This is a genomic window from Amycolatopsis sp. NPDC005003 (assembly GCF_053600695.1).
The window spans coordinates 53,564-76,825 of sequence record NZ_JBSGAI010000043.1 but is presented as its reverse complement, the minus strand read 5'-3'; the positions used below and the strand labels follow the sequence as shown (position 1 = coordinate 76,825).

The following is a 23,262-nucleotide window of genomic DNA, read 5'->3' as shown; positions in this document are numbered from 1 at the left end:
GGGTCACCCACGCGGCCTAGCGACAATGGGGCACGGCAGATTGTCGTCGTCGGAGGAGGCTTCACGTGCGGGACCTGGTCGAGATCGGGATGGGCCGCACCGCGCGGCGGGCGTATGACCTCGACGACGTCGAGATCGTGCCGTCGCGGCGGACTCGGTCGTCCTCGGTGGTGTCCACCTCCTGGCAGATCGACGCCTACCGCTTCGACCTGCCGCTCGTCACGCACCCGACGGACGCGATCGTCTCGCCCGGCACCGCGGTCGCCGTCGGCGAGCTCGGCGGCCTGGGCGTGCTCAACGCCGAAGGGCTCTGGGCGCGGCACGCGAACGTCGAGGACGCCATCTTCCAGCTCGTCCGCGCGGCCGAGGACCTCGAGGACCCGACCGCGGTCGGCCGCGTGCTGCAGGAGCTGCACGCCGCGCCGATCCGGCTCGACCTGCTGACCGAGGCGATCAAGACGGTCCGCGAATCCGGCGTCACGGTGGCGGCGCGGGTCAGCCCGCAGCACGCCGCCGAGCTGACCCCGGACCTGATCGCGGCCGGCGTCGAGATCCTCGTCGTCCAGGGCACGATCATCTCCGCCGAGCACGTCCAGCGCGATGCCGAGCCGCTGAACCTGAAGGAGTTCATCGGCCGCCTCGACGTCCCGGTCATCGCCGGCGGGGTCAGCGACTACCGCACGGCGATGCACCTGATGCGCACCGGCGCGGCCGGCGTCATCGTCGGCCACGGCTACACGCCGGGCGTCACGAGCACCGACCGCGTGCTCGGCATCGGCGTCCCGATGGCGACGGCGATCATCGACGCCGCGGCCGCCCGCCGCGACTACCTCGACGAGACGGGCGGCCGGTACGTGCACGTGCTCGCCGACGGCGGCATGACGGTTTCGGGCGACATCGCCAAGGCCATCGCGTGCGGCGCGGACGCCGTCATGCTGGGTTCGCCGCTGGCCGCCGCCTCCGACGCGCCCGGTCAGGGCCTGTACTGGACGGCGGCCGCGGCGCACCCGTCACTGCCGCGCTCGCGCGTGGCGGCGGGCCCCGACTACGCGGTCGACCTCAAGACCCTGCTGTTCGGGCCGTCGTCGGACGCGGAAGGCGTGGTGAACCTCTTCGGGGCGCTGCGCCGCGCGATGGCGAAGACGGGCTACTCGGACCTCAAGGAGTTCCAGCGGGTGGGCCTCACCGTCCGGCGGTGAGGTGCCCGAGGAACGCGGCGAAGGCGGTCGCGGAGTAGACGAGGACCGGCCGGGGCGCCGCTTGCTTGGTGTCCCGGACCCCGACCACGCCGTGGCCGGTGCCGATCTCGACGCAGGCGTTCTCTTCGAAGTGGCTGTGGCTCGACTTGCGCCAACCGGTGAGCGTTCGTGGGCTCATCGTGGTGTCTCCCGCCCTTGTGTCCCGACCGGCGGTGATTCGCCGACGTGGACATCGACCACCTTTGAGATTACCCATTGTTGTCGTCGGACAAGCGTGACCGGCGGGTAACTTACCTCTGGTCAGAACGCGGAGCCGGAGTTACGCTCCAGGTGTGACTGCCAGTAACACCACCAGTGCGGGTGGCCCCGACTACGACGTCGTCGTGGTGGGGTCGGGGTTCGGCGGCAGCGTCGCGGCGCTGCGGCTCACCGAGAAGGGCTACCGGGTAGCCGTCGTCGAGGCCGGCCGCCGGTTCGCCGACGACGAGTTCGCGAAGACGTCGTGGGACCTCAAGCGCTACCTGTGGGCCCCGCAGGTCGGCTGCTACGGCATCCAGCGCATCCACATGCTCAACGACGTCATGGTGCTGGCGGGCGCCGGTGTCGGCGGCGGCTCGCTGGTCTACGCGAACACGCTGTACCGGCCGCTCAAGCCGTTCTACGCCGACAAGCAGTGGGCGCACATCACCGACTGGGAGGCCGAGCTCGCCCCGCACTACGACCAGGCGAGCCGCATGCTCGGCGTCGTCACGAACCCGACGATCACCCCGTCGGACGTCGTGATGCGCGAGGTCGCGAAGGACATGGGCGTCGCCGGTTCCTTCCACCCGACGCCCGTCGGCGTCTACTTCGGCAAGCCGGGGGAGAAGGCGGCCGACCCGTACTTCGGCGGCGCCGGCCCCGAGCGCGTCGGCTGCACCGAATGCGGCTCCTGCATGACCGGCTGCCGCGTCGGGGCGAAGAACACCCTGGTCAAGAACTACCTCTACCTGGCTGAGCAGGACGGCGCGCGGGTCATCCCGCTGACGACGGTGACGTCGGTGAAGCCGATCGACGGCGGCTACGAAGTCGGCCTCAAGAAGACCGGGACGACCTCGAAGAAGTTCCGGACGACGATCACGGCCGAGAAGGTCGTCTTCGCCGCGGGGACCTGGGGCACCCAGAACCTGCTGCACAAGCTGAAGGACACCGGCACGCTGCCGCGCCTGTCGCGGCGGCTGGGCGAGCTGACCCGCACGAACTCCGAGGCCATCATCGGCGCGGCCCGCACCGACGTCGACGAGAGCCGGAACTTCAGCCGCGGCGTCGCGATCACCTCGTCCATCCACCCGGACGAGAACACCCACATCGAGCCGGTCCGCTACGGCAAGGGCAGCAACGCGATGAGCCTGCTGCAGACGGTCGCGACGGACGGCGCCTCGCCGGTGCCGCGGTGGCGGCAGGCGGTCACGTTCATGCTCAAGCACCCGGTGCAGGCGGCGAAGCTGCTCAACGGCTACCGCTGGAGCGAGCGCACGGTGATCCTGCTGGTGATGCAGAGCCTCGACAACTCGATCACCACGTACACGAAGCGCGGGCTGTTCGGCCGCCGCAAGTACACGTCCAAGCAGGGCCACGGCGAGCCGAACCCGAGCTTCATCCCGGCCGGCCACGAGGCCAACGAACGCACGGCCGAGCACATCGGCGGCATCGCGGGCGGCACCTGGGGCGAGATCTTCGACATCCCGCTGACCGCGCACTTCATCGGCGGCGTCCCGATCGGGTCGTCCGCGGAGGACGGCGTCATCGACCCGTACCACCGCGTGTTCGGCTACCCGGACCTGTCGGTGGTGGACGGCGCGGCGATCACCGCCAACCTCGGCGTGAACCCGTCGCTGACGATCACGGCCCAGGCCGAGCGCGCGTTCTCCTTCTGGCCGAACAAGGGCGAGGAGGACCTGCGGCCGGCGCAGGACGCGCCGTACGTCCGGCTGGCGCCGATCGCGCCGAAGAACCCGGCCGTGCCCGCGGAAGCCCCGGCGGCCTTGCGGCGGTCCTAGACTCGGGGCCGTGACGGCATCCGAGAAGGCACACGCACTGCTCGAGGGCATCCGGAAGCTCGACGACGAATGGGCGCGGGTCATCGGTGGCCTCGGCGAGCCCGAGCTGCGCGCCCCCAGTGCGTTGCCCGGCTGGTCGCGCGCCCACGTCCTCGCGCACCTCGCCCGCAACGCCGATGGCCTGCAGAACCTGCTGACCTGGGCGAACACCGGCGTCGAAACCCCGATGTACCCCAGCGCCGAGGCCCGTGAGCGCGACATCGAAACCGGCGCCCGGCAGGCGGCCGCCGACCTGCTCGCGGACTTCGTCGCGTCGGCCGGGCGGTTCGAGCAGTACGCCGCCGCGATGCCGGACGACGCCTGGGCGCGCGAAGCCCGCAACCGGCAGGGCGAGCCCGTCACCGGGGCCGTCGTGGCGCGGATGCGGCTGTCCGAACTGACCATCCACCTCGCCGACCTCGACCGCGGCTACGACCTCGACCGCGTGCTCGCGCTGCTCGGCCCGCTCACCGAGGACGTCGTCCAGCACGCCGTGACCTCGCGCGGCGCCCACCTCCCCGCGCTGCGCTTGGCCGCCGACGGGTTCGAGTGGACGATGGGCGCGGCTCCGAACACGACCGTCCGCGGCTCGGCCGGGGCGCTGCTGGCCTGGCTCAGCGGGCGTTCCGACGGCGCCGCCCTCGACGGTGCCGTGCCCCGGATCCCCGCCTGGGCGTGACCGGTCGGCTCCGCCCGGTGCACGCCTTGCGCCCGCTCTACACTGGGCGTTCCCGGCCCCGAGGAGTCCGCTGTGGACAGTGAGCACGACCAGGGGCGGCCCGGCGTCCGCCGCCGGACGTTCCTGCGGATCGCGGGTGTCTCGGCGGCCGGTGCCGTCGCCGCCGCCTGCGGGCCGCAGAACCCCGCGGCCCCGGTGGCCTCGACCGCCCCGGCGCCCCCGACGTCGGCCCCGCCCACCACCGGGCTGCCGACCGGGCCGCCGAACTGGGACGAGCTGCGCAGCCAGCTGACCGGCGCGCTGCTGCGGCCGGGCACGGCGGGCTACGACACCGCCAAACTGGGCTTCAACCCGCTGTTCGACGGCAACAACCCGGTCACCGTGGTGACCGCGGCGAACGCACAGGACGTCCAGGCCTGTCTCCGGGCGGCCGCCGGCCGCGTCACGATCGCCGCACGCAGCGGCGGGCACAGCTACGCCGGTTACTCGGTGCCCGTGGGCGGGCTGGTCATCGACGTCGCCGCGCTGAACAAGGTCGACGTCCAGGGCGGCAAGGCCGTGATCGGCGCGGGCGCGAAGCTCAAGGACGTCTACGCCGCGCTGGCGCGGGCCGGGCGCGCGCTGCCCGCCGGGTCCTGCCCGACGGTCGGGATCGCCGGGCTGACCCTCGGTGGCGGCATCGGCGTGCTCGCCCGCAAGTACGGCCTGACCTGTGACCACCTGAGCTCAGCCCAGGTGGTCACCGCCGACGGCCGGGTGCTCACCGCCTCCGCCGGGTCCGAACCGGACCTGTTCTGGGCGCTGCGCGGCGGGGGCGGCGGCAACTTCGGCATCGTCACCGAGTTCACCTTCGACACCGATCCGGCGCCACCGCAGCTGACGGTGTTCTCGCTGCACTTCCCGGCCGGGGCCGCGAGCGGCGTGCTCGCCGCGTGGCAGCAGTGGATCGCCGCGATGCCGCCGGAGCTCTGGGCGAACCTGGTGCTCTCGGGCGGGTCGCCGGTGCAGTGCCGGGTCGGCGGCTGCTACGTCGGGGACGCCGCCGGGCTGAACACGCTGCTGAACAACCTGACCACCAACGCCGCCGCGAAGCCGACGCAGCGCGTGGTGAAGACCCTGGACTACCTCGGGGCCATGAAGTACTTCGAAGGCAGCTCGAACCGCCAGTCGTTCATCGCGTCCTCGCGGATGATCACCACCCCGGTCGACGCCGCGAAGGTCGTCGCGGTCGCCGACGGCAGGCAGGGCATGGACCTGCTCATCGACGGTCTCGGCGGCGCGGTCGCCGGGCCGGCCAAGGACGCCACCGCGTTCTGGCACCGCGACGCGCTGGCCAGCGTCCAGGTCTACGCGCCCGCGACGGCGAAGACCCGGACGAAGGTCACGCAGGCCGTCGGCGAAGTCGTCGCGGGCCTCGCCGCGGCCGGCGCGGGCGGCGGGTACGTCAACTACATCGACCCGGCCCTGCCCGACTGGAAGACCGCCTACTACGGCGACAACGCCAAGCGGCTCCAGGACGTCGCGGCCAAGTACGACCCGCACAACGTCTTCCGGTTCGGGCAGGGCATCAGCACTTAGAGGTCGATACCGGTGAAGACCGTGACGCGCTCCTCGGTCAGGTCGTGCATGGCGGCGAGGACGCCTTCGCGCCCGACGCCGGAGCCCTTGACCCCGCCGTAGGGCATCTGGTCGGCCCGGTAGGACGGCACGTCGCCGATGATCACGCCGCCCACCTCCAGTTCGGCCGACGCGTGGAACGCCAGCTGGACGTCGGTGGTGAAGACGCCCGCCTGCAGGCCGTACGCGGATTCGTTGACCGAACGGAAGGCCTCGTCCACACCCTCCACAACGGACACAGCAAGCACCGGCCCGAAGATCTCTTCGTTCCACGCCTTGGTGTCCGGCGGGACGTCGGTGAGCAGCGTCGGGGCCACGGTCGCGCCGTCGCGGGTGCCGCCGGTGAGCACCTTCGCGCCCGCGGCGACGGCTTCGTCGACCCACGCGACGATCCGCTCGGCGGCGGCTTCGTCGACCACCGGGCCGACGTCGGTGTTGCGGTCGTACGGGTCGCCGGTGCGCTGCGACTCGACGGCTTCCACCAGGGCGGGCACGAACTCCTCGGCCACGGCGGCGTCGACGATCACCCGCTGCACCGCGATGCACGACTGGCCGGCCTGGTAGTTGCCGAAGGTGGCGATCCGGTGCGCGGCGCCCTCGGGGTCGGGCCAGTCGCGAAGCACGACCGCCGCCGCGTTGCCGCCGAGCTCGAGCACGACGTGCTTGCGCGGCGCGGCGTCCTTGAGCGACCAGCCGACCGGGCCGGAGCCGGTGAACGACACGACCGGCAGCCGCGGGTCGGCGACGAGCGCCCGTGTCTCCTCGTTTCCCAGTGGCAGCACGGAAAACGCGCCTTCCGGCAGGTCCGTCTCGGCCAGGATTTCGCCGAGGATCAGCGCCGACAACGGCGTCCTCGGCGCGGGCTTGACGATGATCGGCGCGCCGATCGCCAGCGACGGCGCGACCTTGTGCGCCACCAGGTTGAGCGGGAAGTTGAACGGCGCGATGCCGAGCACCGGCCCGCGCGGGACGCGGCGGGTCAGCGCCAGCCGCGCCTCGCCCGCGGGGTCGGTGTCGAGGCGCTGGACGTCGCCGGTGAAGCGGCGGGCCTCCTCGGCGGCGATCCGGAACACCGAGACCGCGCGCTTGACTTCGGCTTCGGCCCACTTGAGCGGTTTGCCGTTCTCGGCGGTGATCACCTCGGCGATCTCCTCGGCGCGCCCGGCGAGCACGCGGGAGACGTGGTCGAGCGCGCCCGCGCGCAGGTGCGCGGGGCTGCGCCGGAACTCCTTGGCGACCGAGGCCGCGGCGGCCACCGCGCGTTCGACCTGCTCCGGCCCGGGCACGGCGACCGTGGCGACCTCGCTGCCGTCGTACGGGTGGTGCACGACGAGGGTGGTGGCGCCCGGCTCCGGGCGGCCGGCGATCCAGGCGGGGCGCGGCTCGGGGGTGATCATGTCCATGCGTACCAACGTAATGCGGGTGGGGGCGCGATCGGGTGACCCCCACCCGGACGGGTCACGGCTCGATGAGCACCTTGAGCGCTTCGCGGTCCGCCATCGCGCGGTAGCCACCGGGGATCTCCTCGACGCCGATGGTGCGGTCGAAGACCTTGCCGGGCTGGTACCTGCCGTCGAGGACGTCCGGCAGCAGCTCGGGGATGTAGTGCCGGGCCGGGGCGACCCCGCCGGTGACGGTGACGTTCCGCCGGAACAGCGCCGGGCCGATCGGGCCCTCTTCGTACTGCGGGACGCCGACGCGGCTGACCGCGCCGCCCGCGCGCACGACCCCGACGGCCATCTCGAAGGCGGGCTTGGTGCCGACGCATTCGAGGACGGCGTGCGTGCCCTCGCCGCCGGTCAGCTCGCGGACCTTCGCGATGCCTTCCTCGCCGCGCTCGGCGACGACGTCGGTCGCGCCGAACTCGCGGCCGAGGTCCGTCCGTGCCTGGTGACGTCCCATCAGGACGATCCGCTCGGCGCCGAGGCGCTTCGCGGCGAGGACGGCGGACAGGCCGACCGCGCCGTCGCCGATCACGGTGACGTTCTGGCCCTTCGCGACCCGCGCCTTCGTCGCGGCGTGGTGGCCGGTCGGGAAGACGTCCGACAGCGTGAGCAGCGACGCCAGCAGCCCGTCGTCCTCGGTGTGCGGCACCTTCACGAGGGTGCCGTCGGCCTGCGGCACGCGCACGGCCTCGCCCTGCCCGCCGTCGACGCCCTTCGCGCCCCAGAACCCGCCGTGCACGCAGGACGTCTGCAGGCCTTCGCGGCAGAACTGGCAGGTGTTGTCCGAGTAGACGAAGGGCGCGATGACGAGGTCGCCCTTGGTGACGGTGGTGACGTCCGCGCCGGTCTCCTCGACGATCCCGAGGAACTCGTGCCCGATCCGGCGGCCGTGCTCGCTCGGTGCCATGTCGGCGTACGGCCAGAGGTCACTGCCGCAGATGCAGGACCGGACGACCCGCAGGACGACGTCGGTCGGCGCCACCAGCTTCGGGTCGGGGACGGTCTCCACCCGCACGTCGCCGGCGCCGTAGATGACTGTCGCTCGCATGCAAGTCCTTTCGTTAGCTTCCCTAAGTAAGACCGGCGGCGAGGAGACGGCATTCCGGCATGTGGTTTTCGTGACAAACGGCGGGGGTGCGGCGGTCTCGGCGCCCCTAGATTTTCGGCCATGCCCGCCCGCACCGCATCCCGCAACCCGTTCGCGGCCCTCGCCCCGGTGGCCCGCCGCCCGTACCTGACCGCCGTGGTCTTCGCGGTGACGCTGGCCTGCGGGATCGCCCAGCTGGTGCACCCGCCGTGGTACGACGCGATGCACCGCGACGCGGCCCGCATCGACGCCGGTGAGTGGTACCGCCTGGTCACCGGCATGTTCTTCCAGGACGCGTGGGCGTTCGGCCTGACGTCGAACCTGGTCTGGCTGGCGGTGTTCGGCACGCTCGCCGAGCGCGTGTTCGGCCGCGTGCGCTGGCTCGTCCTGTACTTCGGCTGCGGCCTGTTCGGGCAGTTCGTCAGCTACGTCTGGCTCAACCCGGTCGGCGCCGGCAACTCGATGTGCGTGGCAGGCCTGATCGGCGGCCTCGCGGCCGTGGTCATGGTGGCTTCGCGCCGCTACGGCGTGGTCCTGCCGGTCCAGTTCCGCGTGCTGGCGTTCGCCCTGCCGGTGCTGGCCGTCGTGGACACGGTGGCGCACGACAACCACGGTCTCCCGTGCCTGCTCGGCTTGGCGCTGGGATTCCTGCTCCTGCCGCGCCCGGTCGCTCAATCCGGGTAGTGGCCGCCGAGCCGGCACCAGTGCGCGACCAGGTGCGGCTGCGGCGGCACCGCGAGGAGCTCGGCGAGGTCCGCTTCGGCCCGGCGGGCCGCTTCCTCGGTGCGCTGCCACTCCCGGTCTTCGTCCGGCGGCTCGCCCGCGCCGGGCAGGTCGGCCCGGGCCTGTGCGGCGGCGATCCGCTCGCACCGCAGCTCGTCGGCCCGGCCGAGGTCCTCGGTGTGCCGGGCGTCGAGGATGATCCCGCTGCCCGACTGCGCGCCGTAGCGGACGGCGATCCGCAGGAGATCGTTGCTGAACGCGCGTGCTTCGGCGGGCACCCAGGACAGCCGCTCCCAGTCCGGCGGTGGCTCGTCGTCGGCGCGGCAGACCACGTACCCGGGCACGTCGCACCAGGTCAGGGCGCCTTGCGGGCGGAGTCGGTAGAGCATGCGCGGGTCCCCCTCGGCGGTGGCGGGCCCCGGCCGGAACCGCCCTCGATACCCGGTGAATCGGGCCGGTGGTGACTCGGTGTTACACCGACGCCGCCGGTCACCGGCTCCGGTACAGGTCGCGCAGCAGGAGCACCTCGGCGCAGTGGTGGATCACCTCGCGGTTGATGTGCAGCACCAGCGTCGCCATCGGGTACTTCGCGTACGGCCCTTCCGCCGGGCCGCACGGCCGCGCCAGCGCCTCCTCGTCGAGGGACCGCACCCCGGCGATCCACTGCTGTTGGAGCGCGTCGAGCTCCGACAGCGCCTCGGCGGCCGTTCCCGGGTACGGGTAGCTGTCGTAGCCGATCGGCGCCCCGCCGAAGTGCGCCCCGATCCGCGCGCCCAGCACGCCGACCAGGAGGTGGCCGAGCCGCCAGGCGATCGTCGTGACCGGCGGGGGCACCGGCTCGGGATAGGCCCAGTCGATGGTGAACGGACCGGTGCCGGGTTCGTCGTCCGACTTCCGCGGCCGCACGGTCCAGCAGCCCGGGACCGGCTCCCGGAAGTACTCCTCGTCGGTGAGCCCCTCGAGCTTCGGGCGCGTGTGCACCTTCCAGTGGAAGTCGAGCTGGTCGGCCAGTTCCTTCGTCCAGTTCACAGCCATACCGGGCACCGTAGGCCCGATCGCGGACAGCGCCCGCCCTGAATCCCGGGTGACCGGGCCCACCTGGGACGATGGAGGCCGAACCCACTTCTCGTCTGGAGGCGCCAGGTGCCCAACCCCACCGGTCCGGTTCTCGTCGTGGACTTCGGGGCGCAGTACGCGCAGCTGATCGCCCGGCGCGTCCGCGAGGCACAGATCTACTCGGAGGTCGTCCCGCACAGCGCGTCCACCGAAGAGATCCTCGCGAAGAAACCCGCGGCCATCATCCTGTCCGGTGGTCCTTCGAGCGTGTACGCCGAAGGTGCGCCGGGCATGGACCCGAAGCTCACCGAAGCGGGCGTGCCGATGTTCGGCATCTGCTACGGCCACCAGCTGCTGGCCAGCGCGCTCGGCGGGGTCGTCGAGCCGACCGGGGTCCGCGAGTTCGGCCGCACCGAGGTCCGCGTCACCGGTGACGGCGGCGTCCTGCACGCCGGCCTGCCCGCGCACCAGCCCGCCTGGATGAGCCACAACGACAGCGTCACCAAGGCCCCCGACGGCGCGGTCGTCACCGCGTCTTCGGACGGCGCCGCGGTCGCCGGCTTCGAAGACGTCGAGCGCCGCTTCGCCGGCGTCCAGTACCACCCGGAGGTCGCGCACTCGCCGCACGGCCAGGAGGTGCTCCGCCGGTTCCTGCACGACATCGCCGGCATCAAGCCGCAGTGGACGACGTCGTCGATCGTCGAGGAGCAGGTCCGGCGGATCAGCGACCAGATCGGCGACGGCCGGGCGATCTGCGGCCTGTCGGGCGGCGTCGACTCCGCGGTGGCCGCGGCTTTGGTCCAGCGGGCCATCGGGGACAGGCTGACCTGCGTGTTCGTCGACCACGGCCTGCTGCGCGCGGGGGAGCGCACCCAGGTCGAGCGCGACTTCGTCGCCGCCACCGGGGTCAACCTGGTGACCGTCGACGCGCGCGAGCGGTTCCTGGACGCGCTCGCCGGCGTCACCGACCCGGAGCAGAAGCGCAAGATCATCGGCCGCGAGTTCATCCGCGTCTTCGAGCAGGCCGAACGCGACCTCAAGGCGCAGGGCGACTACAAGTTCCTGGTCCAGGGCACGTTGTACCCGGACGTCGTCGAGTCCGGCGGCGGCGAGGGCACGGCCAACATCAAGAGCCACCACAACGTCGGCGGCCTGCCGGACGACCTCGAGTTCGAGCTGGTCGAGCCGCTGCGGCTGCTGTTCAAGGACGAGGTCCGCCGCGTCGGCCTGGAGCTGGGCCTGCCCGAGACGATCGTGCAGCGCCAGCCGTTCCCCGGCCCCGGCCTGGGCATCCGGATCATCGGCGCGGTCGACCAGGAGCGTCTCGACACCCTCCGCGCGGCCGACCAGATCGCCCGCGAGGAGCTGACCGCGGCCGGGCTGGACCGCAGCATCTGGCAGTGCCCGGTGGTGCTGCTGGCCGACGTCCGCAGCGTCGGCGTCCAGGGCGACGGCCGGACCTACGGGCACCCGGTGGTGCTGCGGCCGGTGTCGTCGGAGGACGCGATGACCGCGGACTGGACACGCCTGCCGTACGACGTCCTGGAGCGGATCTCCACGCGCATCACCAACGAGGTCGCGGAGGTCAACCGGGTGGTGCTGGACGTGACGTCCAAGCCGCCGGGCACCATCGAGTGGGAGTGAGCCCGCACCTGGACAAGGCTCGAGGCCCCGGCGTGGGATCCGGGGCCTCGAGGGATTTCGGGTGGGGTCAGCGCCGTCGTTTGCTACCGAACGACGCGCCGAGGAGCATGAGCCCGACGAACACCGCACCGCCGGCGATCACCCAGCGGAAGTCGAACGAGGGCAGCCAGCTCGCGCCGTCCGAGAGGACGTACGCCGACACCAGCAGCGTCGCGATGCCGAAGATCAGGGTGAAGACGTCCACGCCACCGCGCTTGGCGGGCTGGGTGTCGGCCGGTTCGTCGTAGGCGTAGGGGTTCTGGTCAGCCACGCCGCACCTCCACGTTGCCCACGCTGTTCGAAACCTTCAGGGTGATCTGCTGGCCGCCAGGGCCGTCGGGGCCGTAGTCGATCCCGGTCAACGCGTCCTGGCTGACGCCGTTCGTTTCGTGGCCGAAGCACGACGTCTCGCCCGCCCCGGTGTGGCAGTCGTAGGTGACGTCCGCGTTCTCCGGCACGATGACCTTGGTGTCGCCCGCGCCGTTGGACACGGCCGTCGAGTACGGCGCCCCGGCGGGCAGCTTGCGCAGGTCGAGGTCGATGTCGCCCGCCGCGTGCTGGTACAGCGGCTTGACGTCGGTCACCGCGGCCGGGGTTTCGTCGATGTCGCCGAGACCGCCGCGGACGTCGAAGTTCTTGAACGGCGCCGTCGTCAGGACCAGCCCGGCGATGGCAAGGGGGATCGCGAGCCCGATCAGGCCGCGTCCGCCGCGGGCGAACGCGCCGGCGACCAGGCCGATGCCGACCACGCCGAGCACCAGGCCGACGATGTGCTGCGCGTCGAACCAGGTGGCGCCGTTGAGGCCGGCCAGCACGCCGGCCCCGGCGGTCACCACGGCGAGCGCGAACGTGGCCGAGCCGACCTTCGACCGCGGGCCCCGCTGCACCCCGTGGTGGTGTGACGGCCGTGGAGGCGGCGTGGGCCGCGGCTCCGGCGGGGGCGGCGCGTCGGGCAGGTCCCAGCCGGCCGGGTCGGCGGCGAGGGGATCCCAGCCCCGGGCCGGCGACGGCGCCTCGGCGGTGTCGGTCATGGTGAAGGCTCCGTTTCCGGTGAAGGCCGGGGTGGCAGCCCGCGCGGCAACGGGCGCGGGCCGGTTCAGGTGACCGCGGCTGCGGTGCAGCAGGTAGAGCGCGGCGGCGATGAGGGCGCAGCTGATCAGCCCGCCGCCGTCGAACCACGACCCGGTGATCGAGCCACCGGCGCTGACGACGGTGAGGACCATGAGCACGACGGCGAACGCGGGCGACACCGACGACCGGCCGCGCCCGATAAGGCTTTCGAAGCCGGAGACCTCGTCGCTCTCGCCGGGCAGGAACAGCCACCCCAGCAAGTAGAAGGGAACGCCGAAGCCGCCGAAGATCGTCGTGACCACCAGCGCGATCCGCACGACGACGGGATCGACGCCGTACCGGTACCCGATGGCGGCGGCCACGCCGGCGAGCTTCCGCCCGGCGTGCGGCCGCCGCGGCCGGCTGGCCCAGAAGTCCTTCACGGTTTCCTCGAAGCCGTCCAGGACCCCCGGCTTCGTGCTCGCACCACTCATACCGAGAAGCATGCGGCACCCGCGACGGCGGGACATCCGGGATGGTCCCTGAGGTTTCCCCTGGCTCGCCGGATCAGGGGTTTCCCGGATGGAACCGCAATCCCGTGCGTGTGACCATGGACGGCGTGCAGGAGTCCCTCGACCACGTCACCGCCGAAGCGGCCGTTCCGGCCACCACGGATCCGGCCGTGCCCAAGATGTTCCGGCGCCGGTCCGGGCGGGCCATCGCCGGGGTCGCCGGGGGGCTCGCCGATCACCTCGGCGTGCCGGTCCTCTGGGTGCGGACGGCGTTCGCGTTGCTGGCCGCGCTCAACGGCGCCGGGCTGCTCGCCTACGGCCTCCTCTGGGTGTTCGTCCAGCAGCAGTCCGAAGAAGCCGCGGAGGCGCCGAAGCCGAAGGAACGCCAGCAGGCGTTCGGCCTGATCGCGCTGGGCGTCGGCCTCGCCGTCGGCAGCGGGACGCTCACCGGGTTCATCAGCGGCTGGGTCGCCGTGCCGCTCGCCGTCGCCATGATCGGTCTCGCGGTCGTCTGGCGGGAGGCCGACGAGTCGCAGCGCCGACGCTGGCGGGTCGGTGCCAAGGACGGCTTCGCGGGCGCGTTCCTCGGCGGGGGCGGCTGGTCGGCCGCCATCCGGATCGTCGCCGGCGTCGCGCTGGTGATCACCGGCATCACCGTCGTCGTGCTGCGCAGCGGCACCCTCGACCAGGTCCAGTTCGCGCTCATCGCCGTCATCGCCACCCTGATCGGGGTGGCCGTGCTGACCGTGCCGTTCTGGCTGCGGCTGGTCCGGGACCTCTCCGACGAGCGCAAGGCCCGCATCCGCACCGACGAACGCGCCGAGATCGCCGCCCACCTGCACGACTCCGTGCTGCAGACCCTCGCGCTGATCCAGAAGCAGAGCGAGTCGCCGCGCGAGGTCGCGCGGCTGGCCCGCAGCCAGGAGCGCGAGCTGCGCGGCTGGCTCTACGGCCCGAACGGCTACGGCAAGCCCGCCGAGAACGTCGAGGAAGCGACCGGCCAGCTGTCCGAAGCGCTCGCGACGGCGTGCGGCGAGGTCGAGGACACCTTCGCGATCTCGGTCGGCCAGGTCGTCGTCGGCGACGCGGAGCTCGACGAATCGCTGGTCGCGCTCGTCCAGGCCGCCCGCGAGGCCATCGTCAACGCCGCGAAGCACGCCGGGGTCGAGGAGGTCAGCGTCTTCGCCGAGGTCGAGCCGACGTCGGTGACGGTGTTCGTCCGCGACCGCGGCAAGGGATTCGACCCCGGCCTCGTCCCGGACGACCGCCACGGCCTCGCCGACTCGATCCGCGGCCGGATGACCCGCCACGGCGGCACCTGCAAGATCCGGACGGCGCCGGGCGAGGGCACCGAAGTGCAGCTCGCCATGCCGGTGAAAGCGGGCAAGGGAGCGGCGTGAGGCGGCTATGCTCGAACTCGTGACTGACACCCAGCGCGAACCGGTGAAGGTGTTCCTCGTCGACGACCACGCGCTGTTCCGCGCCGGGGTGCGCACCGAACTCGACTCGATCACCGACGAGGTCCGCGTGGTCGGCGAGGCCGGTTCGGTGGCCGAGGCGGTGGCCGGCATCGCCCGCACGAAGCCGCAGGTCGTGCTCCTCGACGTGCACATGCCCGACGGCGGCGGCGCCGAGGTGCTGCGCCGGGTCCGCCCGGAGCTGCCGGACGTGGTGTTCCTGGCCCTGTCGGTCTCGGACGCGGCGGAGGACGTCATCGCGGTCATCCGCGCGGGCGCCCGCGGCTACGTGACGAAGACGATCTCGTCGAAGGAGCTGGTCCGCGCGGTGGTCCGCGTATCGGACGGCGACGCGGTGTTCTCGCCACGCCTGGCGGGGTTCGTGCTGGACGCGTTCGCCGACCGCCCGGGCTCGGCCCCGATCAACGACCCGGAGCTGGACCTGCTGACGCCCCGCGAGCGCGACGTCCTGCGCCTGCTGGCGCGCGGGTACGCGTACAAGGAGATCGCGTCGGAGCTGTTCATCTCGGTGAAGACGGTGGAGACGCACGTTTCGAGCGTGCTGCGGAAGACCCAGCTCTCGAACCGCTACGAGCTTTCGCGCTGGGCCTCCGACCGCCGTCTCGTCTGAACCTTCAGTCCGCCAGGGGAGCGAGCGGCCGCGGCGCGCGCCCGGCGGTGTCGTCACCAAGCCCATCCGCCTGGTCACCGGGCACGGCCACGGCCCCCCGCTCCGGCTTCTGAAGCCGTGTCAGCGCCACGCCACCGAGCACGACCACCATCCCCGCGATCACCCGCAGGTGCAGCTCCTCACCCAGGAACACCGCGCCCAGCAGCACCGACACCACCGGCAGCAGGTACCCGACCACCGAAGCCGCGACCGCGCCTTCGCTCGCCAGCAGCTGGTAGTTCAGCGCGAACGCGATGCCCGTCGACCCGATGCCCAGCACCAGCACCGCCAGCAACGGCCCGGTCGACACGTGCACCGGCGTGAAGCCACCCGCCGGCAGGGCCAGCAGCAGCATCCCGCTGGCCAGGATCATCTGCCCGGCCGAGATCGCGTACGGCGAAGACGTCGACGAAGACAGGTACTTGCCCTCGTAGACGAACGCGAAGCCGTAGCTCGCCGCCGCCGCGAGGCAGGCCAGGGCGCCCCAGCTCAACAGCCCCGACGCCTGCCACGGCGCGAAGATCAGCAGGATCCCGCCGAGACCCACCACGAGCCCCGCCAGCCGGGTGCCGGTCATCCGCGAAGACGTCCCCATCAGCGGCGCGGCGAGCAGGACCCACAGCGGCGTCGTCGAGTTCAGCACCCCGGTGATGCCCGAATCGACCGTCGTCTCGCCGATCGCGAACAGCAGGAACGGCAGCGCGTTGTGGAAGAACGCCGCGACCGCCAGGTGTCCCCACAGCCGGCGGTCGCGCGGGAGCCGGGCGCGCTGCAGGCGGCACAGCACCAGCAGCATGACCGCGCCGAGCACCAGCCGCGCCAGCACCAGCTGCACCGGCGAAAACATCCCCAGTCCCAGCTTGATCCAGAAGAAGCTCGAGCCCCACATCAGCGCCAGCGCACCGATCCTGAGCAGGGTCTTCGTCTCGCCCACCCCAGTCCTCCTTCGACAGCCGACGTCAGCTAAACGCGGACCAGAAGTAAGGACAAGCGAAAATAACTGTATGAACACTTAAGCTCAGCTGTACGATCAACGGCATGCTGGACGTCCGCCGCATGCAGGTCCTCCGTGCCGTCATCACCAGCGGGTCGATCACCGCGGCGGCCCGCAACCTCGGCTACACGCCGTCCGCGATCAGCCAGCAGTTGTCCGCGCTGGAGCGCGAGGCCGGCACCGAACTGCTCGAACGCGTCGGGCGGGGCGTCCGGCCGACGCCCGCGGGTGCGCTGCTGTCCGAGCACGCCGAGACGCTCAGCGCCGAGCTCGCCAGGGCCGAAGCCGCGCTGACCGAGCTCAAGGAGGGCCGCATCGGCCGCGTCTCGATCCGCTACTTCGCCACCGCGGGCGCGTCGCTGGTCCCGCCCGCGATCGCCGCGGTCCGCCGCGAGCACCCCGGCGTGCGCCTCGATCTCAAGCTCGTGGAACCCCACGACCCGATGACGGACGTCGAAGCGGGCAATGCCGACGTCGCGATCACCGTCTTCCCCCGCAAGACCCCGCCTGGCAAGGGCGTCGAGCTGGTGCACCTGCTGGACGACCCGTACCGCGCCGTGCTGCCGAAGACCCACCCGCTGGCGCGCAAGCGCGTGCTGGACCTGACGGAGTTCGCCGAGGAGCCGTGGGTCGGCGTCGACGGCCTGCCCGGCGTCTGCCGCGACATCCTGGACAGCGCCTGCGCGTCGGCCGGGTTCGCGCCCAACGTCGTCGTCGAGTCCGAGGACTACCAGACGGCGCTGGGGTTCATCGCCGCCGGCATCGGCGTCGGGCTGATCCCGGAGCTCGGGCTGGGGCTCGGCGCGCAGCACCCCGGCGTGGTCGTCCGGCGGATCCGCCACCCCGAGCCGGTCCGCGCGATCCACGCCGCGGTCGCCTCGCGGGCCTGGGGCCAGCCGGCCGTCCGCACGCTGCTGGAAGCCATGCGCGCGGCGACCGCCAAGGTGGCCTAGACGAAGAACAGCTCGGTGACGAGGATGCCGACCAGCACCGCGGCGAGGATCGCGGCCACGGTGACCAGCGTCTTCTTCGACACCGGCAGGTTCCACTGCTCGGCCGGCCGCGGCGCGGCGGCGGGCGGCGGCGCGTACTGCGTCGCCTGAGGACCGTACTGGACCGGCGAGATCTGCTGGGTCGCCCCCTGCGGGTAGCCGGGTGGCGGCGTCAGCGGGATCTGCTGCTGGAACTGCGGGCCCGACGGCGGGATCGGCCCGGCCGGGTGCGGGCCCGAGGGCGGCATCGGGGGGCCCGCCGGCCAGCCGACCGGCATGGTCGGCATCGCCGGTGCGGTCGGCGGGATGAACGCCGTCTCGCGGCCTTCGGTGATCGCCTTCAGCGCATGGACGGTGTCCGCCATCGTCGGCCGGGTGTTCGGGTCCGGGCGCAGCATCTTGCGCAGCGCCTCGGTGAGGACGCCGGAGTTCTGCGGCGGGCGTTCGGACGACTGGCCGTCGTCCCCGAACGGCGGCACGCCCTCCACGGACGTGTAGAGCGTCGCGCCGAGGGAGAAGACGTCCGCCGCCGGCGTGCCCGGCAGTCCGCGCGACACCTCGGGCGCCACGTACGCCGGGTTCGGGCCGCCGCCGCTGATGCCGATGTCGGTGAGCTTGACGCCGCCGTCGTCGGCCAGGAGCACGGTGCCCGGCTCGAGGGTGCGGTGCACGAACCCGGCCGCGTGGATGGCGGTCAGCGCGTTCCCGAGCTGGATGCCCAGCTGCGCCGCCTGGTCCGGGGTGAGCCTGCCGTGCTCGGCGAGGAAGGTCGCCATGCTGCGCGACGGGATGTACTCCATCACCAGCCAGACGTCCTGGCCGTCCGGCAGCACGTCGAACACCTTGATCGCGCACGGGTGCTCGATCCGGGCGGCGTCCTTGCCCTCCTGCATGGCGGCGGCGCGCGCTTGCTCGGCGCGCTCGCCCGCGCCGACCGGCAGGTACATCCGCTTCATCGCGACGGTGCGGAACAGCCGCGTGTCGAACGCCAGCCACACGATGCCCGCGCGGCCGCGGCCGATCGGCTGGTCCAGCCGGAACCGGCCGCCGACGATGGTGCCTTCGGAACTCAATACATACCTCGGGCTATCAGTTGTTACCGGTCGCCGTTGGCGATTCCGGCGGAGACGTCGGCGACGACTGAGACGTCGGCGTTGTCGACTCCGGAGGCTTCGGCGTCGTTGAAGTCTTCGACGGTGTGGTCGTCGGCGTTTCGCTGGCCCGCGAGGTCGTCGCCCGCTTCGAGGACGACGTCGACTCGGTCACCGGAGGCGGCACCTCCGCCGTGCTGAACGGCGAATCCGTCGTGGACGGCGCCGACTCCGAGGTCGTGGTGGGCGACGACTTGGTGCTGGAGATCGGCGCGGCCGGTGCTTCCGGGTTGTTCGGGCTCAGCAGCCAGACGACGAGCGCGACCAGGCCCACGACCACGATGCCGCCGATGATCGCCGGGCGCTTCCACGCGCCGGGCTTGTCGTCTTCGTCGTCGACCGGGCTCAGCTGCGGACGCGACCGGGCCGGGGGCGGCTCCGGATCGTCGTCGTAATCGTCGTAGTCGTCCTCGTACCCGTGCTCGTGCGGCGGCACCGGCACGGCGCGGGTCGCGGCCAGCCCGGGCGGCACGCCGCCGGCCGCGTGGTGGTCGTCCTCGCGGTAGTGGTCGTACCCGTCGTAGTCGTCCTCCGGGTAGCCGGTGGCCTCCGGGTAGTCGTCTTCGTCGTAGAACGGCACGGCCTGCGTCGGGGCACCGCCGCCGCTGAGCAGCGTGCCCGAGTGACCCGCGGGGATCTCGTCGAACATCTGCGTCGCGTTCGGGTCGGCGACGGCGGCCGCGCCGAGGACGCCGGCGGAGGGCGCCATCATGGTCTCGTCCGCCGGGCCGCCGAGCGGGGTCTCGCCGCGGGCGACGGCCGCGAGCAGCTCCTCGCACTCCTCGGCGGTCGGCCGGTGCTCGACGTCCGGGTGCAGCAGTACGGCCAGCACGCTGGCCAGCGGCCCGGACTGGCGCGGCGGGTTGATCTGCCCGGCCGCGACCGCGTGCAGCAGGCTCAGCGTGTTCTCGGACAGCCCGAACGGCGGCTGGCCCTCGCACGCCGCGTAGAGCGTGGAGCCGAGGGAGAAGACGTCGGACTCCGGCCCGGGCTCGCCGCCGATCGCGACCTCGGGGGCCAGGTAGGCGGGGGTGCCGGCGATCATCCCGGTCTTCGTGACCGTGACGTCGTCCTTGGCGCGGGAGATGCCGAAGTCGGTGATCTTCACGACGCCGTTGCCGCCGAGCAGGATGTTGCCGGGCTTGATGTCGCGGTGCACGATCCCGACCGCGTGCGCCTCGCGCAGCGCCGCGGCGACCTGGGCGCCGATGCGCGCCACCTCGGTCGGCGGCAGCGTGCGGCGCTCCTGCAGCACGGCGGCCAGGCTGGTGGAGTTGAGGTACTCCATGATCAGGCACGGCTGGCCGTTGTCGTCGGTGACGACGTCGAAGACGGAGATCGCGTTGGGGTGGTGCAGCCGGGCCGCGATCCGGCCCTCCCGCATCGTCCGCTGGCGGGCGTCCTCGGCGTCGTGCTGGTCCAGGTGCGGCTGGAGGAGGAGCTGCTTGATGGCCACGGTGCGGCCCAGGACCTCGTCGTGCGCCTGCCAGACGGCCCCCATCGCGCCCGTGCCGATCCGGCCGACGATGCGGTACCGATCGGCGACCAGACGACCCTCGTCGCTCACGCGACCTCCCTTTGGGCTCCGGCTTCACCAGGGCATGAGGATCGTTGCCTGGTGACGCGGCCACGATCACGCCGCTTCGCTGGAGCGTATGCACATGTCGTGGGCTCTGAGCCGGTTTTTCCGAGACCGGCCCGTGACAAGGCTAGGCGCTCACTCTGCGCACACGAATCCGGCACGGGCACTTGACCAGGGGTGAAGGGGTGATCGCGGTGGGCTACATGTACTGGGCCGAGACGAGCTCGGCTTCGGTGATCAACCCGCCGGTGTCGGCCACCCGGAACAGCTGGGTGACGCGCAGCAGCGCGCCGTCCGGCCGGCGCATCGTCGCGACCGCGAGGATCGAGCCGTCCGGCTTGATCTGCGTGTCGGACTCCTGGACGTCGATGGCGTCCATCGCGCTCCAGGTGCGGACCAGCTCGCCGGCCGTGCCGTCGACCAGCGCCGGGCTCAGCAGCGCCAGCGCGCCCGCCGAGTCGCGGGCGATCTTGGTGTAGAAGTCCTTGACGGCCTGGATCTTGCGGCTCGCGCTGCGCGCGTCGGCGGCCTTGTCCGGGACCGGGGCGGCCGCCGCCTGCGTCGGCTGGGTCCGCGGGGTGCCGTTCGACGGCTGGGTGGCCCGGGTGTCGTCGGCGGGCGTGTCCGGCGTCGCCGGGCTGTGCCGCTCGGGTGCGCTGCCACCGGCCTGGTGCTGCGGGACGGCGAGGCCGCCGAGCTCCGCCGCGCCGGTGAACCCGGCGGGCGTGGACTGGCCGCCGGAGGGCGAGGCGGCGCGGTGCGAACTGGTCAGCATCGGCGCGGCGACCACCGCGCCGGCGACGAGGGCGCCCGCGGCGACGAGCCCGGTCAGCTTCGCGCGGCGCGCGAACCGGCTTTCCGGCTCGCCGGCTTCTTCCGCCTGCTCCGGCTCGCGGGCCGGCTCGGTCCGCGACGGCAGGAACCGTTGCGGGTCGCGGAAGACCTGCTCGAGATGGTCGCGGTCGGCGTCGGCGACACCGTCCAGGATCTCGGCCGGGATGACGTCCTCGACGCGGACGGCGTGGGGTGACTCACGCCGTGTGCGCTGCCGATCAAGCACGAAAGTCCTCGCTCTGGGTTCCGGGGACGGGCACTCGGCCGTTCGGCCGGGTTCCCGTTGGTCCGGTCGGCCGACTCGTGGCCGGTCTTCGGATTCACTGTCGGATTCGCTGTCGTCAGGTAACCCTGTGCGGACGGCGACCACCAGGCTCTGTCGCCGGAATGCCGTCGCAGTACGACGAGCGGCAGCTTATGTCACCCACCCGGACCAGGCATAACCGCTCGGCGCACCGCACGTGCATCAGAACGGGCGAACCGCACGTGCAGGACTGGCTACTGACCGTCAGCGGTGATCTTGTCGCCGTCGCCGAAGGTCAGCGTGCGCTGCTCGAGCGTCTTGGTCCCGTCGGTGTGGGTGACTTCGACGGTGTTGACCGTGACGCCGCGCTGCTGGTCGATGCTGACCTTCTTGACCTCGAAGTAGGCGATGCCGGCGTACCGGTCGGCGAGCGCCTCCGGCCCCTGGTCGTGCAGGTGGCCGGTGGTCACCGACGACGCCGCGGACGGGTCGGTGGTGACGGTGTTGAAGAACTTCTCCGTGTTGTCCCCCATGGTCTGGGCGTCCGGCGGGAAGGAGTACCACCACGGCGGTTTGACGGGGGTCTCGCGCTGGGCGGGCGTGACCGGCGGCTTCCGCGGCGTCGCGCTCGGCGCGGCGGGGCCGGTCGTCGCCGGGGCGGGTGCGCCGGTGTCGGCGGTGGGCGGGGGAGCGGCGTCGTCGACCGGCCCGGCGCCACCGCCGCCCTGGGTCTTCCCGGCGGCGTGCTCCGGCCGGGACGGGGTCTCCGGGCCGAGCGCGGAACCGCCCTGCGTGGGCGGCCGGTGCGCACCGGTCGGGTCGCCGACGGTCGGCACGCCCTGGTAGCCGGGCCAGGCGCCCTGCACGGCCTGGTCCATCGGCGGCTTCCCGACGAGGAAGGAGCCGGCGCACAGGAGCCCGACGACCACGGCACCGGACGCGCCGGTGGCGAACCAGGCAGCCTTCCGCCACGTCTTCGGCGGCGTCACCGACGCGGGCACGGACCCGATCGTGAAGCCGCCGAGGCCGTCGATGGGCGGCGCGGAGTAGATGCGGACGTCGTCCTCGTCGAAGTCCACACACCGCGGCGCGGGGGTGGCCAGCGAGACGCGGGTGCGCCGGGCGACCTGCTCGGCATGGCTTTCGACGACCGGCGGCTCGTCCCGGCCGGGCTCGAGGTCGTCGGCTTCGGCGGTTTCGCAGGCGTCGAGCGGAAGACTGCCGTGCGACGCCGGGAAAAGCCCCGCGGCGGGCCGTGGATCACGCGGCTGCGGCAGCGACGGCTGAGGAAGCGGAAGCGACCCGCACACCGGCGGATCGGCGGGCGCGGAATCGCCGGCGTGGGGCCGGGAAAGGCGGCTGCCGCCTTCTGAGGGCTCGGCCGGCGCGCGCTGCGGCCAGGGAGCGGAACCGGCCATCGGCGGCCCGGCGGCCGCGGGGCCGGCGGGGTGGGGCCGGAAAGGGTGGCCGCCGCCCTCCGGTGGCTCGGTCGTCTCGCGGTTCGGCCAGTGGCGGAAGCCGGACCCGGCCGGCTCGACCGACCCGCGGTGCCGCAGGGGGTAGAAGCCGTCCGCCGGTGGCTCGGCCGTTTCGCGGTTCGGCCAGTGACAGAAGCCGGACCCGGTCGGCTCGTCCGCCGGTGGCTCGGCCGTCTCGCGGTTCGGCCAATGACGGAAGCTCGACCCGGCGGGCTCGACCGACCCGCGGTGCCGCAGGGGGTAGAAGCCGTCCGCCGGTGGCTCGGCCGTCCCGCGGTTTCCCAAGGAATAAGCCCCGCCCTCCGGTGGCTCGGCTGGCGCGTGCTGCCGCAGCGGCGGCGAGCCGGGCTCCGGCGCGGCCCCGGCCGCGTGGTGCCGCACCGGGCGGTGCTGCGGCAGTGGTGGCGTCCAGCTCTCCGCGCCGCCGCGCCGGTGCCGCCCGGGATGCGCGGACGCCGCGGCGCGTCCGTGGAACTCCGTGCCTTGGCTCATGTGGGCTCGACCACCCGGCGGTGCGGTCCTGACGCCGTCCGGCGGCACGACCAACCGATCGGAGCATCCTCACGCGCGGAATCTCGTTCGTAATCCTGCGCAAATGCACGCGCACGCGACTGTGGGCGCGCGGGGCCGATGCCCCCGCGCGTCCCCCGGGCATCGCCCGACCCAGACGCAAGGGTCCTCACGCCGTAAACCCTAGGAGCATCCGGCGGAGAAAGTCGCCCCCAAACCTG

The 23,262-nt window shown here is 72.6% G+C and carries 21 protein-coding genes; 9 read left to right on the top strand and 12 right to left on the bottom strand.

The annotated features are described in order from the left end of the window. Positions 1–65 precede the first annotated feature (65 nt). The gene (locus ACWED2_RS37660; RefSeq protein WP_013222686.1) at positions 66–1,199 is read left to right on the top strand and encodes a GuaB3 family IMP dehydrogenase-related protein; all 1,134 of its coding nucleotides are present in this window, start codon (positions 66–68) and stop codon (positions 1,197–1,199) included. On the opposite strand, the gene ACWED2_RS37655 is transcribed toward ACWED2_RS37660, so the two are convergent. Next, entirely contained in the window at positions 1,183–1,377 is a 195-nt protein-coding gene (locus ACWED2_RS37655; protein WP_449695290.1) for a DUF397 domain-containing protein, read from the bottom strand. The genes ACWED2_RS37660 and ACWED2_RS37655 overlap by 17 nt on opposite strands. Before the next feature lie 154 nt (positions 1,378–1,531). On the opposite strand from ACWED2_RS37655, the gene ACWED2_RS37650 reads away from it, so the two are divergent. The 3 genes from ACWED2_RS37650 (at position 1,532) to ACWED2_RS37640 (ending at position 5,534) form a co-directional block, all read left to right on the top strand. Next, positions 1,532–3,238: an FAD-dependent oxidoreductase gene (locus ACWED2_RS37650; RefSeq protein WP_449695289.1), complete on the top strand. Its 1,707-nt coding sequence runs from the start codon at positions 1,532–1,534 to the stop codon at positions 3,236–3,238. A 10-nt stretch (positions 3,239–3,248) separates the two neighbouring features. Next, complete coding sequence (locus ACWED2_RS37645) at positions 3,249–3,956, top strand: maleylpyruvate isomerase N-terminal domain-containing protein (protein WP_449695288.1); 708 nt, start codon at positions 3,249–3,251, stop codon at positions 3,954–3,956. 72 nt (positions 3,957–4,028) lie between these two features. Then, on the top strand, positions 4,029–5,534 hold the full coding sequence (locus ACWED2_RS37640; RefSeq protein ID WP_449695287.1) for an FAD-binding oxidoreductase: 1,506 nt from the start codon (positions 4,029–4,031) through the stop codon (positions 5,532–5,534). On the opposite strand, the gene ACWED2_RS37635 is transcribed toward ACWED2_RS37640, so the two are convergent. Together ACWED2_RS37635 and ACWED2_RS37630 are read right to left on the bottom strand one after the other, a co-directional pair. Then, entirely contained in the window at positions 5,531–6,976 is a 1,446-nt protein-coding gene (locus ACWED2_RS37635; protein ID WP_449695286.1) for an aldehyde dehydrogenase family protein, read from the bottom strand. The two genes, ACWED2_RS37640 and ACWED2_RS37635, sit on opposite strands and share 4 nt — an antisense overlap. A 55-nt stretch (positions 6,977–7,031) precedes the next feature. After that, positions 7,032–8,066: a zinc-dependent alcohol dehydrogenase family protein gene (locus tag ACWED2_RS37630; RefSeq protein ID WP_449695285.1), complete on the bottom strand. Its 1,035-nt coding sequence runs from the start codon at positions 8,064–8,066 to the stop codon at positions 7,032–7,034. 120 nt (positions 8,067–8,186) lie between these two features. Between ACWED2_RS37630 and ACWED2_RS37625 the strand changes: the two genes are divergently transcribed. After that, complete coding sequence (locus ACWED2_RS37625; RefSeq protein ID WP_449695284.1) at positions 8,187–8,789, top strand: rhomboid family intramembrane serine protease; 603 nt, start codon at positions 8,187–8,189, stop codon at positions 8,787–8,789. On the opposite strand, the gene ACWED2_RS37620 is transcribed toward ACWED2_RS37625, so the two are convergent. Together ACWED2_RS37620 and ACWED2_RS37615 are read right to left on the bottom strand one after the other, a co-directional pair. Beyond that, entirely contained in the window at positions 8,777–9,217 is a 441-nt protein-coding gene (locus ACWED2_RS37620) for a hypothetical protein (protein ID WP_449695283.1), read from the bottom strand. The two genes, ACWED2_RS37625 and ACWED2_RS37620, sit on opposite strands and share 13 nt — an antisense overlap. 100 nt (positions 9,218–9,317) lie before the next feature. Further along, positions 9,318–9,863: a DinB family protein gene (locus ACWED2_RS37615; protein WP_449695282.1), complete on the bottom strand. Its 546-nt coding sequence runs from the start codon at positions 9,861–9,863 to the stop codon at positions 9,318–9,320. Between the two features lie 108 nt (positions 9,864–9,971). Here ACWED2_RS37615 and guaA point away from each other — a divergent pair, with 108 nt between their 5' ends. After that, positions 9,972–11,528 carry a glutamine-hydrolyzing GMP synthase gene (guaA, locus tag ACWED2_RS37610; RefSeq protein ID WP_449695281.1) on the top strand — a complete coding sequence of 519 codons (1,557 nt, stop codon included), beginning with the start codon at positions 9,972–9,974 and terminating at the stop codon, positions 11,526–11,528. Positions 11,529–11,595: 67 nt separating this feature from the next. Here guaA and ACWED2_RS37605 read toward each other — a convergent pair whose 3' ends face one another. Together ACWED2_RS37605 and ACWED2_RS37600 are read right to left on the bottom strand one after the other, a co-directional pair. Continuing rightward, positions 11,596–11,838: a hypothetical protein gene (locus tag ACWED2_RS37605; protein WP_449695280.1), complete on the bottom strand. Its 243-nt coding sequence runs from the start codon at positions 11,836–11,838 to the stop codon at positions 11,596–11,598. Further along, positions 11,831–13,111, bottom strand: a complete 1,281-nt coding sequence (locus ACWED2_RS37600; protein ID WP_449695279.1) for a PspC domain-containing protein — start codon at positions 13,109–13,111, stop codon at positions 11,831–11,833. Before ACWED2_RS37600 ends, ACWED2_RS37605 begins: the two co-directional genes overlap by 8 nt. Positions 13,112–13,221: 110 nt before the next feature. Here ACWED2_RS37600 and ACWED2_RS37595 point away from each other — a divergent pair, with 110 nt between their 5' ends. Both ACWED2_RS37595 and ACWED2_RS37590 read left to right on the top strand, forming a co-directional pair. Then, positions 13,222–14,529 carry an ATP-binding protein gene (locus ACWED2_RS37595; RefSeq protein WP_449695304.1) on the top strand — a complete coding sequence of 436 codons (1,308 nt, stop codon included), beginning with the start codon at positions 13,222–13,224 and terminating at the stop codon, positions 14,527–14,529. Between the two features lie 7 nt (positions 14,530–14,536). Then, positions 14,537–15,217 (top strand): response regulator, encoded by a 681-nt coding sequence (locus ACWED2_RS37590; RefSeq protein WP_155548943.1) that lies wholly within the window; start codon positions 14,537–14,539, stop codon positions 15,215–15,217. A gap of 4 nt (positions 15,218–15,221) precedes the next feature. On the opposite strand, the gene ACWED2_RS37585 is transcribed toward ACWED2_RS37590, so the two are convergent. Then, positions 15,222–16,190, bottom strand: coding sequence for a DMT family transporter (locus ACWED2_RS37585; RefSeq protein ID WP_449695278.1), 969 nt, complete (start codon positions 16,188–16,190; stop codon positions 15,222–15,224). A 104-nt stretch (positions 16,191–16,294) separates the two neighbouring features. On the opposite strand from ACWED2_RS37585, the gene ACWED2_RS37580 reads away from it, so the two are divergent. After that, a complete protein-coding gene (locus ACWED2_RS37580; protein WP_449695277.1) occupies positions 16,295–17,203 on the top strand; it encodes a LysR family transcriptional regulator in 909 nt (302 codons plus the stop codon). On the opposite strand, the gene ACWED2_RS37575 is transcribed toward ACWED2_RS37580, so the two are convergent. From ACWED2_RS37575 to ACWED2_RS37560, 4 genes are all read right to left on the bottom strand, one after another. Next, positions 17,200–18,315 (bottom strand): serine/threonine-protein kinase, encoded by a 1,116-nt coding sequence (locus ACWED2_RS37575; RefSeq protein ID WP_449695276.1) that lies wholly within the window; start codon positions 18,313–18,315, stop codon positions 17,200–17,202. The genes ACWED2_RS37580 and ACWED2_RS37575 overlap by 4 nt on opposite strands. A gap of 16 nt (positions 18,316–18,331) precedes the next feature. Beyond that, positions 18,332–19,960 carry a serine/threonine-protein kinase gene (locus ACWED2_RS37570; RefSeq protein WP_449695275.1) on the bottom strand — a complete coding sequence of 543 codons (1,629 nt, stop codon included), beginning with the start codon at positions 19,958–19,960 and terminating at the stop codon, positions 18,332–18,334. 214 nt (positions 19,961–20,174) lie between these two features. After that, on the bottom strand, positions 20,175–21,035 hold the full coding sequence (locus ACWED2_RS37565; RefSeq protein WP_449695274.1) for a hypothetical protein: 861 nt from the start codon (positions 21,033–21,035) through the stop codon (positions 20,175–20,177). Positions 21,036–21,307: 272 nt separating this feature from the next. Then, positions 21,308–23,023: a hypothetical protein gene (locus tag ACWED2_RS37560; RefSeq protein WP_449695273.1), complete on the bottom strand. Its 1,716-nt coding sequence runs from the start codon at positions 23,021–23,023 to the stop codon at positions 21,308–21,310. Positions 23,024–23,262: the final 239 nt, after the last annotated feature.